14 protein-coding genes are annotated in these 9,943 nt (G+C 44.1%); 2 read left to right on the plus strand and 12 right to left on the minus strand.

The features are described 5' to 3' along the window. The 6 genes from STRDD11_RS11875 to STRDD11_RS11900 form a co-directional block, all read right to left on the minus strand. Window positions 1-651: carbamoyl phosphate synthase small subunit (locus STRDD11_RS11875; protein ID WP_128837503.1), on the minus strand; the 651-nt coding region annotated here is incomplete at its 3' end. Window positions 652-796: 145 nt separating this feature from the next. Continuing rightward, window positions 797-1,714, minus strand: coding sequence for an aspartate carbamoyltransferase catalytic subunit (locus STRDD11_RS11880; protein ID WP_128837458.1), 918 nt, complete (start codon window positions 1,712-1,714; stop codon window positions 797-799). A gap of 58 nt (window positions 1,715-1,772) precedes the next feature. Further along, window positions 1,773-3,041: a uracil-xanthine permease family protein gene (locus STRDD11_RS11885; protein ID WP_128837459.1), complete on the minus strand. Its 1,269-nt coding sequence runs from the start codon at window positions 3,039-3,041 to the stop codon at window positions 1,773-1,775. Further along, the gene (gene pyrR, locus STRDD11_RS11890; RefSeq protein WP_128837460.1) at window positions 3,038-3,565 is read right to left on the minus strand and encodes a bifunctional pyr operon transcriptional regulator/uracil phosphoribosyltransferase PyrR; all 528 of its coding nucleotides are present in this window, start codon (window positions 3,563-3,565) and stop codon (window positions 3,038-3,040) included. The genes STRDD11_RS11885 and pyrR overlap by 4 nt, the downstream gene beginning before the upstream one ends. Window positions 3,566-3,809: 244 nt before the next feature. Continuing rightward, window positions 3,810-4,445: a Pr6Pr family membrane protein gene (locus tag STRDD11_RS11895; protein ID WP_128837461.1), complete on the minus strand. Its 636-nt coding sequence runs from the start codon at window positions 4,443-4,445 to the stop codon at window positions 3,810-3,812. A gap of 7 nt (window positions 4,446-4,452) precedes the next feature. Then, on the minus strand, window positions 4,453-4,791 hold the full coding sequence (locus STRDD11_RS11900; RefSeq protein WP_128837462.1) for a zinc ribbon domain-containing protein YjdM: 339 nt from the start codon (window positions 4,789-4,791) through the stop codon (window positions 4,453-4,455). Between the two features lie 297 nt (window positions 4,792-5,088). Here STRDD11_RS11900 and STRDD11_RS11905 point away from each other — a divergent pair, with 297 nt between their 5' ends. Both STRDD11_RS11905 and STRDD11_RS11910 read left to right on the plus strand, forming a co-directional pair. Then, window positions 5,089-5,613, plus strand: a complete 525-nt coding sequence (locus STRDD11_RS11905) for a hypothetical protein (protein ID WP_128837463.1) — start codon at window positions 5,089-5,091, stop codon at window positions 5,611-5,613. 20 nt (window positions 5,614-5,633) lie between these two features. Then, window positions 5,634-6,164, plus strand: a complete 531-nt coding sequence (locus STRDD11_RS11910) for a transcription repressor NadR (RefSeq protein ID WP_206512716.1) — start codon at window positions 5,634-5,636, stop codon at window positions 6,162-6,164. 36 nt (window positions 6,165-6,200) lie between these two features. Here the strand turns inward: STRDD11_RS11910 and STRDD11_RS11915 are convergent, their stop codons facing one another. The 6 genes from STRDD11_RS11915 to STRDD11_RS11940 form a co-directional block, all read right to left on the minus strand. Continuing rightward, the gene (locus STRDD11_RS11915; RefSeq protein ID WP_128837465.1) at window positions 6,201-6,668 is read right to left on the minus strand and encodes an 8-oxo-dGTP diphosphatase; all 468 of its coding nucleotides are present in this window, start codon (window positions 6,666-6,668) and stop codon (window positions 6,201-6,203) included. 84 nt (window positions 6,669-6,752) lie between these two features. After that, the gene (locus STRDD11_RS11920) at window positions 6,753-7,214 is read right to left on the minus strand and encodes a hypothetical protein (protein ID WP_241209452.1); all 462 of its coding nucleotides are present in this window, start codon (window positions 7,212-7,214) and stop codon (window positions 6,753-6,755) included. 8 nt (window positions 7,215-7,222) lie between these two features. After that, window positions 7,223-7,768 carry a DUF1697 domain-containing protein gene (locus STRDD11_RS11925; protein ID WP_128837466.1) on the minus strand — a complete coding sequence of 182 codons (546 nt, stop codon included), beginning with the start codon at window positions 7,766-7,768 and terminating at the stop codon, window positions 7,223-7,225. A 187-nt stretch (window positions 7,769-7,955) separates the two neighbouring features. Then, the gene (locus STRDD11_RS11930; RefSeq protein ID WP_128837467.1) at window positions 7,956-8,558 is read right to left on the minus strand and encodes a hypothetical protein; all 603 of its coding nucleotides are present in this window, start codon (window positions 8,556-8,558) and stop codon (window positions 7,956-7,958) included. A gap of 14 nt (window positions 8,559-8,572) precedes the next feature. After that, complete coding sequence (locus STRDD11_RS11935) at window positions 8,573-9,043, minus strand: AAA family ATPase (RefSeq protein ID WP_128837468.1); 471 nt, start codon at window positions 9,041-9,043, stop codon at window positions 8,573-8,575. Continuing rightward, on the minus strand, window positions 9,040-9,759 hold the full coding sequence (locus tag STRDD11_RS11940; RefSeq protein ID WP_128837469.1) for a hypothetical protein: 720 nt from the start codon (window positions 9,757-9,759) through the stop codon (window positions 9,040-9,042). Before STRDD11_RS11940 ends, STRDD11_RS11935 begins: the two co-directional genes overlap by 4 nt. Window positions 9,760-9,943 lie beyond the last annotated feature (184 nt).

A 9,943-nucleotide genomic window follows, 5' to 3' on the forward strand; every position in this document is an offset into this window, starting at 1 on the left:
CAGCATGACACCGTCCGGATTGAGATGCAGGATAGCCTCTGCACTGGTATTGTACGGCACGACTGTCACATTGCAGCCGCGTTTGGCCAATTCCCGCAGGATGGAATGCTTGAGGCCGAAGTCGACCAGCACCACACTGCGGCCGACACCCGGAGCCGGATAGGCCTGCTGGGTGGAGACCTGCTTGATATTGTCAGTCGGCAGCACTGTCGCCTGCAGCTGGTCCTTTAAGTGCTCGATACTGTCTTCAGTATTGGCGATGGTGGCCCGCATAGTGCCGTACTGGCGGATAATCTTGGTCAGTGCCCTGGTATCAATCCCTGAAATCCCAGGTATCTTCTTAATCCTGAGAAATTCATCCAAAGACAGCTGCTGACGCCAGTTGCTGGCCCGGCGGGCGTGTTCGTAGACCACCACCCCCTTGCAGGTCGGCAGGATAGACTCATAATCGTCCCGATTGATGCCGTAATTGCCTACCAGCGGATAAGTAAAGGTCAAAATCTGACCATTGTAAGACTGATCCGTAATGGATTCCTGATAGCCGGTCATGCCTGTGTTAAAGACAATTTCTCCTGTTACCAAAAGGTCGGCCCCGAAAGCTTCCCCTTCAAAAATCATGCCATTTTCCAGAACTAAAAGTCTCTTTGCCATTATTCCCTCCTGTCCAAGATGCAGAATCGCCTATCGACCCCCCGCATGCCTATATAAGAATAGGGAGCAAGGCTGGAATCATTCTCAGCCTCCTCCCGCTGTAGCAGTTAAAATCTCTTGATGCCCTTCTGGGCTCCTGTCCGCGCTATTCGCGGCCTTTGAGAACAGCCTCGATAATCGCCATTCTGACAAAGACACCATTGGTCATCTGTTCGACGATGCGGGACTTAGGTGCTTCCACCAAGTGGTCCGCAATTTCCACATCCCGGTTGACCGGAGCCGGGTGCATGAGAATAGCCGTCTCCTTCATGCGGTCATAGCGCTCCTGCGTCAGGCCGTGCAGGCGGTGGTAGTTTTCCTTAGAGAAGATGGACTCATAGTCGTGGCGCTCATGCTGCACCCGCAGGAACATCATGACATCCACTTGGTCAATCACCTCATCAATCGTCACAAACTGACCGTAACCGGCAAATTCCTGGCTCCGCCATTCTTCCGGACCGGCAAAGTAGAGCTCAGCGCCCAGCCGCTTGAGAATCTGCATATTGGACTTGGCCACGCGCGAGTGGTCCAAATCACCGGCAATGGCCACCTTCAGTCCGTCAAAGCGGCCAAACTCCTGATAAATGGTCATCAGATCCAGCAGGCTTTGGCTGGGGTGCTGGCCAGAGCCATCGCCCCCGTTGACAATGGAAGTCGTAATGGTCGGACTTTCGATCAATTCCTTGTAATAGTCCACTTCTGGGTGGCGGATGACACAGACATCAACGCCCAGAGCTGACATGGTCAAAATCGTATCATAAAGGGTCTCGCCCTTATTGACCGAACTGGTCTTGACATCAAAGTCCAGCAGGTCGCAGCCTAGCTTCAGCTCTGCCACTTCAAAGGCCTTGTGGGTCCGGGTAGAGGATTCAAAGAAGAGATTGGCAACGATGTGCTGGTCATCATAGTGAACTTTGGCACCGTTTTTAAATTCAATCCCGCGTTTAATCAGGGCCATCACCTCTTCGTTTGAGAGAGCTTCCATGGAAACAAGGTTTTTAAGAGCGATTTGATTGGATGACATGATGTTTTCTCCTTATGTGATAAATAAAGCACTGAATAGCAATAGACATCTTCCCAGCCTAGTCTTTAGGCTCAGGCAGAACAAGATAGAGCACAATTCCCAGAACAGTTGACAAGGCGACTCCTGAAATCTGCAGCCCCGACAGCTGCAGGGTCAGGCCTCCGATACCTGAGACCAGCACGACACTGGCAATGAGCAGATTTTTCTTATTGTCAAAATCTGTCTGTGCCTCAATCAGGATTTTCAGACCGCTGGAAGCAATGACCCCAAAGAGAGCAATGGAAATACCGCCCAGCACCGGACTGGGGATGGACTGCAGGAGAGCCGAAACTTTCCCGACAAAGCTCATGACAATGGCCAGCACTGCAGCTCCGGCAATGACATAGACACTGTAGATTTTATTGAGGGCCATGACGCCGATATTTTCCCCATAGCTGGTCACCGGCGGCGCCCCGAAGAGCCCCGCAATCACTTGAGCCAGACCGTCACCAGTCAAGGTCTTATCCAGACCGGGATCTTTAAAGAAATCCCTGCCGGTCAGACTGTTGAGTACCATGACATGGCCAAAGTGCTCGGTCATGGTGACAAAGGCGATGGGAGCCATAGTCAGTATGGCGCTGGGATAAAATTTCACACTGTAGTCCAAGAAGGGCAGGCTCATGGGCGGCAGGTGAAACCATGAAGCTTCCGATACCTTAGCGAAGGACACAATCTCTTCTCCTGTTACCGCCCCGAGCAGGAGCGCGAAGACATAGCCGACGATCAGGCCCAGCAGCACCGGTATAATCCCGACGATTTTTTTGCCATAGATGTTAAAGAGAATCACTGCAAAGAGGGTCACCATACCGATAGCAAAATAGGGCAGATGGTAACTCCCATCCTTGAGCATGACATCATTGACAGCTGTGCCGGCTAGACTGAGACCGATAACCATGATGATCGGTCCGACCACGACCGGCGGCAGCACCTTATCAATCCAGGCATTGCCGGCAAATCTGACCACCAAGGCAACGATGAAGTAAACCAAACCGCCGGTAATCGCTCCCTGTGCCACCGCAGCAATCCCGTCCGTCTTCATCAGCATCTGCATGGCTGCGATATAGGCAAAGCTGGAGCCCATGTAAGCCGGAATCTTATACTTGGTTACTGTCAGGTGGGCCAGAGTCCCCAGACCGCTGGAAAAAAGAGCAACAGCTGGGTCAATGCCGACCAGGATAGGCACCAGAACGGTGGCACCGAACATGGCAAAGAGATGCTGGAAGGACAGCCCTAGAAGCAGACCGGGCCGCGGCCTATCCTGCACATCATACTTGACTTCTTGGCTCATGATGCGTCATCCTCCACCAGCAGGACCCGATCCTGACCATCTGTCTCGGTCACTTCCACGATGATTTCCTCTGACTGACTGGTCGGAATATTCTTGCCGACATAGTCTGCCCGAATGGGCAGTTCGCGGTGGCCGCGGTCGACCAGAACAGCCAGACTGACCCGCGACGGCCGGCCGTGGCTGACCAGATTGTCAATGGCTGCACGAATGGTTCGGCCGGTGTAGAGAACATCATCAATCAGAATGACCTCACGGTCGGTAATGTCTACCGGAATCACCGTCGTGTCCTCACCGCTCTTGACATCGTCCCGAAAGGGCTTAGTGTCCACTTCTCCGACCGGAATCTCAATCTTTTCCAGCTGAGCCAGCCGCTTCTGAATGCGATGGGCCAGATGAACGCCCCGCGTTTTGATCCCAGCCAGAACGACTTGATTCAAGTCCTTATTGCACTCGATGATTTCATAAGTAATCCGTGTAATGGCACGGTTCATAGTGATGTCATCGACAACTTCTTTTGTTTTCATCGAAAACCTCCTCGAAGATAATAAATAAAAAGTCTCCTTTTGCAAGGAGACTTCAGAAAATACAGCTGGGTATGGCAAACAAGACGCACCTGTCTGCACTCCACCCATCTTTTTTACTTTGCTCCTTGCCTATCTCTCTGGATAGAATTAAAGGATTATTTGATTGCATCTACTATATCACAGTTGGGAAAATACTGCAAGAGAAAAATGCACATTTATGAAATTCTCTCCGAAAAACGGAACCTTATGCTCTCTCCCGATTTTTTCCCAATCGGACAGACTTTATCCCATAAAAGACAAAGCCAAAGACCAGATAGGCCGCAAAGATAATCAGCGACATACGGATTACATAAGGCCAGCCGTACTTAAAGACATTGAGGAAAAAGTAAGGAAAGGGATTGTCCTTGGCCCCCGGAATGTCAATCTTCAGCACAAAGCCATTGAAGAGGGAAAAGATCATATATATCAGCGGCAGACTGGTCCAAGCAATCGGATCAAACCAGCGGTACTGCCGGCTCTTGTCAACCAGCAGCGTATCAAAAAGAAACATGAGCGGCACAATATAGTGGCAGAGGAAATTTTCCAGCCGGTAAAAATCCTTGGCAATAGGTGCTAAGAGCAGGTGATAGACGACACAAGTAATCATGATAGCCATCGTCACTCCGCCCTTTATCCTCAGAATCTTCGGTGCTTTCCAAGCCTCATCCGCTCTCGTCATCAGATAAATCAGATAAGCTGTAAAGAGCAGGACCAACAGATTGGACAGGATGGTATAGTACATGAGCATCCCCCAGCCGTACTTGGCAATTTCCAGATAGATTCCCAGAAAAGCCAGCAGAAAGAGAAAGATGCGATAAGCAAAGATAAAGCGGCGATTCATAGGGACCTCAGATTTTCTTGACAAACTCTGACTTGAGCTTCATAGCCCCGAAGCCGTCAATCTTACAGTCGATATTATGGTCGCCCTCTACGATGCGGATGTTTTTCACGCGCGTCCCCTGCTTGAGATCCTTAGGCGCCCCCTTGACCTTGAGGTCCTTGATCAGAGTCACGGTATCGCCATCGGTCAGCTTGTTGCCGTTGGCATCGACCGCCGCAGTTCCTTCTTCTGCTTCAGCCAGCTCAGCCGGATCCCACTCATAGGCGCACTCCGGGCAGACTAAAAGGACACCGTCCTCATAGACATACTCTGAATTGCATTTTGGGCAGTTTGGTAAATTGTTCATTTCTTCTCCATTTCTACTACTCTGCGAAAATCAAAGCGAACACTTCCTTGCGGAAGTTCTATCTGCAAGAGTGGTGGGACCCTTTATCGGCCAAGGCCTCATATTCTTGTCTCTTATTCACTTTTGATTTTCATGAAGTCTAATGCCGGTCAGATCCTGCTCATCACCTGCCTTTCTAGTATAAGCTATTTTATCCTTTTTGACAAATCTCTTTGAGGATTTTTATCAAAGAAGCTTGACCTTTCTGCAAAAACAGTGTACTATACTAGTGTATATACAGATAAAAAAGGAGTTGCCATGAAACCCAAATCTAAAAATCAGTTTATGACACTGACCGCTTTTCTGACTGCCCTGGCCATCGTTATCCCGCTGGTCATGCCGATTAAGATTGTCATTCCGCCCGCTTCCTTTACCTTGGCCAGTCACGTCGCCATCTTTCTGGCTATGTTTATCTCCCCTCTCATGACAGTGATTGTCGTTATCGGCTCTACGATTGGGTTTGCTATGTCGGGGCTTCCTTTCATCATTACGCTCAGAGCCCTGTCCCACTTGCTCTTCGCCAGCATCGGTGCTCTCTATCTGCAGAAGCACCCAGATACACTGGACAGTCCGAAAAAAAGCTGGGCCTTTAACCTTGTACTGGCCTTGATACATGCCTTTGGCGAAGTTGTCGTCTGCATCCTCTTTTACACAACCTCAGCCTATCCAGCTAATGCCTTTTATATCTTATTTGGCTTGGTTGGGCTGGGCACAGTCATTCACAGTATGGTGGACTTTGTCATTGCCAAGTTTGTCTATCAAGCTCTGAAAAAGATCCGCTAGACCTTGAAGAATCCCGACTTTTGGTTTACAATGAAGCTATGACCAAACTAAGACGAGAACAACTATTAGACCTTTTGAAAACCTCCTCTGCCGCCGTCAATGGCCAGCTGCTGGCAGAGCATTTCCATGTGACCCGCCAGATTATTGTGCAGGACATTGCCCTGCTGCGGGCCGACGGTGCACCGATCCTCTCGACCAACCGCGGCTATCTTTACAAAGACCGCGAGGAAAGCACGGCTGTTCACCAGCTTTTCAAGGTCCAGCACCAAGCTGAGGATATGGAGGCTGAGCTGCTGGCAATCGTGGACAATGGCGGCCGCGTACAGAATATCCTGATCGAGCACCCGGTCTACGGTGAGATTCAGACTTATCTGAAGCTGACCTGCCGCCGGGATGTTCAGCATTTTCTCCAGCAGGTCGCATCCTGCGCCTTTCGCCCCTTATCGGAGCTGACAGACGGCGTCCACTACCACCTAGTACAAGCCGACTCCCAGCAGGATCTGGACTATGTCGAAGCTGCTTTGAGAGACCTAGGATTTTTACAGGAATAAATAAAAACTGATTAGGGCAAACCTAGTCAGTTTTTTCTAATACATACTCTTGCGCCAGCCGCCTTCAATCCGCTCATGATAGTAATATTCCGACAGCTCCTCATCTTCCATCATGCGCAGGAGTTCCAGCAAATCGTAGGCCAAGTCCAGCTGGGGCAGCGTCTCTTTGTCCACCCAAGAGATTTCACCTTCCTCAGTCGAATGCAGCTGACCGGAAAATTCCGTTGCCTTGTAGCAAAAGACCAGATAGCGAATCCCGTCATCCCTATGCCAGTTCTTGACGCCGACCAATTTTGGATGGCTAATAGTCAAGCCTGTTTCCTCTAAAACTTCTCGCACGACAGCATCGTGCAGAGACTCACCTTTCTCAATATGACCGCCCGGAAAGGCATAGCCAGACCAGTGATAGCGCTCAGGAGAGCGGTACTGCATCAGCACTTTTCCACACGCCTCATCTTCGACCAGGCAGATGTTTGTTAAGATGGTTTCTTGGGAACGGGACATGGATTTTTTCCTTTCGATACAAAGCAGCGAATTTTACAGTGACATTATAATAGCTCTCAGCAGATTAGTTCGTTAGAGAAATGATCAATCAATATAGCGAACACGATTGACTTTGGTTTTCATGAGGTAAAGATTAAGCAGGTCGTGATGTTCATCATAGGCATCTAATAAGAACCCCTTATGCAGGATGATTTCACTTTCTTTTATCGAGTATTCTATACTAATCGGAAAACTTGAATCATGGGAATAGGAAATGACCATAGATACCATAAATTTCAAAAACAGAGTCAGTAAAAAACTGAGAATAACCCAAATAATATAAGACCAGTGGAAACTTCTGCCCTCCAAGAAAAGAAACCAGAGGTAGGCAAACGAGGTAAGCACTAAGCAAAACAGCCAGATATCCCCAGCATCGGTGTAAAGGAAAGACCAAATAAGCCCAGTATAAACTGGCTCAAAACACAGAAAGCCAGCAAGATATAGAGCGCTGCCCAAAAAGTTTTGCTGGAAAATATCAAAGCTTTCATTTTTTACTCTCCACCTCAAAATAAATCTTAATCCTTCCCAACCAACTCCAAAATCTTCTGGAAGGTCTTGCCGTTGCGGATGGTCAGCTGCTTATAAAAACTGGATTTGAGCAGTTTCTTATGGTAGTTGGACTTGAGATAGTCAGCTTGGTCAGCATTGCTGTAGAAAAAGGCCGTCTGCCCAAAGTGGATCTGCTCCTTGTCGTTACTCCAAGTCTCGGTCTCAGCCATGATCTGCTCCCGATCCGCCTCGGGCAGGTAAAAGAGCACATCCCGGCGATAGGCAGTCTCATCCTGCCACCAGGCCGGCAGTCGTTTTGCTTCCTCTTGTAAAATAGCAGAGCTGAGGAGGACAAAGGGCAAGGGAAAATCATAAGTCTGGGCAAAATAGCTTTCCAGCTTTTCCCTAATCCTCTCCTCCTCTTCCTCGCTGTTAAAAAAGAGATTGCCGCTGTTGATGTAGGAAAGGGGATTTTCAAAACCCAGCTCCTCCAAATCAGCCTTTAAATCAGCCATGACAACCTTGTTTTTCCCGCCGACATTGATGCCGCGGAGTAAAAGAATGTAGCGCATAGGGGCTCCTTTTCAAAATTATTAACGGAACAATAGAAAGTTTTACGGAATAATGTAAACTAAATAACGGAACAATTACAGGGCAAATTAGATTTTACTAATCTACTTTAACTTTGAAGCGGCATCTCGTTTCGTGTAGATCATCCATTTTTCTTTGACTTTCTTGTAGACTTCAGTTATGAATTAATCATTTTAATAAGTCTGCTAAGAAAATTTCATTATTCTTTTTATCCCATTTTTTGGTATCACTTTTACTTTTGTATTTTTTTATAGCATTAACTAAGTCTCCATAAGGATTTAAATCCATTTTAATTCTACTATACGATTTTATATCATTAATTTTTTTATTTAAATGTTGACTAAGGAATGTACTTGGTTTAGTCTGTGATTTCACTTTTTCAAACCCTCTCTCTAAGTTACGAAAATATATTTCAATCATTTCAATTTCACTTTTAGTTACTACATGATAAATCCCTCCATCCTGCAATTTATCTAAAAAAGGTTGAGATATTTTATATGGTATTCCAGATCTATCTTCAATAATAAAAACAATTACTTTATTTTCTTCATAATCTTGAGTCAAATAATGGTTCGAAAAAGTTGCAGGTTTACCATAAAATCTATTAGGTCCTCTATAGGGAGAATCTAGTCCATCAATACTATCATAATTTATAACTTGGCTAGCACTAAATTTTAAACATCCATTTTCAAGCAGTAACTCAATAATAGCTCGTTCTGTTGCTCCTTCAACAATGATAGCAATACGTGTATTTGATGTTATACTAATCATAAATTATCCCTCTATTATTCAGCACTTTCTGAACTCAATAATTGAATATTTTTATTCATGCTCTCCCTCATCATTTTATAGGAAGAATTTTTAGGAGCAGTTCCTAATCCATAACTACCAGATAGAATTAACTCGCTTTTCTTTCTATCTGATCTATCTTTTTCACCGATAATATTGCTCATTTTTTCAAAGTTTATAAACGGCCTCTTTTTTAGTACATAGATACTGTCACTCCTGTCAATAAAATCAGTAATTTCAATATAATGAGTCGTAAAAATCAATGTTGCAGAGTTTTTATTTATGTTACTATTAAAAAGCTTTATTAATTGTACTGCAATTGACTTATTCAGGTGATTTTCTAATTCATCAATGATTAGATATCCACCTGAATTGAAAATAAATTGAATATTTAATAGAATCATAATCCCTTTTATTGTCCCAGATGATAAGAATCTATTTAAATCGACAATATTTGATTCTATCATTTCATTCGAATTCTTAAATTTAACCTTAAATTTTTTGTTTCTTCTTCGAAAATTAAAGATTCAATACTATCATCTAAAAAATTAACATAAGAAATATCCATATCATTCGCAAAATATTGAATCTTATTAACATCAGTAATAGTGGTTAAATCTACAACGCTATTTTCAACTAATTGATCCTCTTCATTATTTAATATGCCTGAAAAAATAGAATTTGTTTTCTTTAAATAAGTAATATCAATATCTTTTCTTGAAATAGTTTGTTCGAAATTTGTAAAAATTTTATCTTTAGAATCTGTTCTTTTTACTTTTTTTCGGTAAAGAAATTCATCTTCAAAATACAACGCATTTGACTTATCTTTGGAAATAGTTGATTCAATTTTATAAATGTAGTCTTGATTAAAAATATAATTTTCGCAAATTATTTTTTTTTCAAAATAATTTCCAATTTCAGAAATCCCCTCCTCTGTTAAACTCTTGTTTTTTATAAATATATTTAACATTGCTAAAACTAACTTTAAACTAGTCGTTTTGCCAGAAGCATTTATTCCCAGCAAAGCAATTGAATTCAGTTTGTATAAATTATTAATTACATAAGAGACACTGTTATTCTCTTTTTCGTATGAATTAACATTCTTACCAGCAAACAAGTCAAATTCGAATTTAGAGTCTTCAAACCCTGTTAGGCCTTGAATCTTTATTTTCAATATTTTCATCTTTTTTCCTCCTTATTAAACATTATACCACACTTAAATCTATTTGACATATTTTAACGATTTTTTCGATAAAATATTTAGATATATGAGAAATAAACAATTTTAAAACGATTTATTTTCAAATAAATCGTTTTAAAATAAAACAGACAAACTAATTTACAGACTTAATTTCCAGAATCATATC

The organism is Streptococcus sp. DD11 (assembly GCF_001578865.1).
In the GTDB taxonomy this organism is placed as follows: Bacteria; Bacillota; Bacilli; order Lactobacillales; family Streptococcaceae; genus Streptococcus; species Streptococcus panodentis.

Bases quoted from the DNA above. Each gene is read 5' to 3' on its own strand.
- STRDD11_RS11925 (WP_128837466.1), bottom strand. From the start codon at position 7,768: ATGCGCTACATTCTTTTACTCCGCGGCATCAATGTCGGCGGGAAAAAC.
- STRDD11_RS11905 (WP_128837463.1), top strand. From the start codon at position 5,089: ATGAAACCCAAATCTAAAAATCAGTTTATGACACTGACCGCTTTTCTG.
- STRDD11_RS11935 (WP_128837468.1), bottom strand. From the start codon at position 9,043: ATGATAGAATCAAATATTGTCGATTTAAATAGATTCTTATCATCTGGG.
- STRDD11_RS11930 (WP_128837467.1), bottom strand. From the start codon at position 8,558: ATGATTAGTATAACATCAAATACACGTATTGCTATCATTGTTGAAGGA.
- STRDD11_RS11885 (WP_128837459.1), bottom strand. From the start codon at position 3,041: ATGAGCCAAGAAGTCAAGTATGATGTGCAGGATAGGCCGCGGCCCGGT.
- STRDD11_RS11895 (WP_128837461.1), bottom strand. From the start codon at position 4,445: ATGAATCGCCGCTTTATCTTTGCTTATCGCATCTTTCTCTTTCTGCTG.
- pyrR (WP_128837460.1), bottom strand. From the start codon at position 3,565: ATGAAAACAAAAGAAGTTGTCGATGACATCACTATGAACCGTGCCATT.
- STRDD11_RS11880 (WP_128837458.1), bottom strand. From the start codon at position 1,714: ATGTCATCCAATCAAATCGCTCTTAAAAACCTTGTTTCCATGGAAGCT.
- STRDD11_RS11900 (WP_128837462.1), bottom strand. From the start codon at position 4,791: ATGAACAATTTACCAAACTGCCCAAAATGCAATTCAGAGTATGTCTAT.
- STRDD11_RS11940 (WP_128837469.1), bottom strand. From the start codon at position 9,759: ATGAAAATATTGAAAATAAAGATTCAAGGCCTAACAGGGTTTGAAGAC.
- STRDD11_RS11915 (WP_128837465.1), bottom strand. From the start codon at position 6,668: ATGTCCCGTTCCCAAGAAACCATCTTAACAAACATCTGCCTGGTCGAA.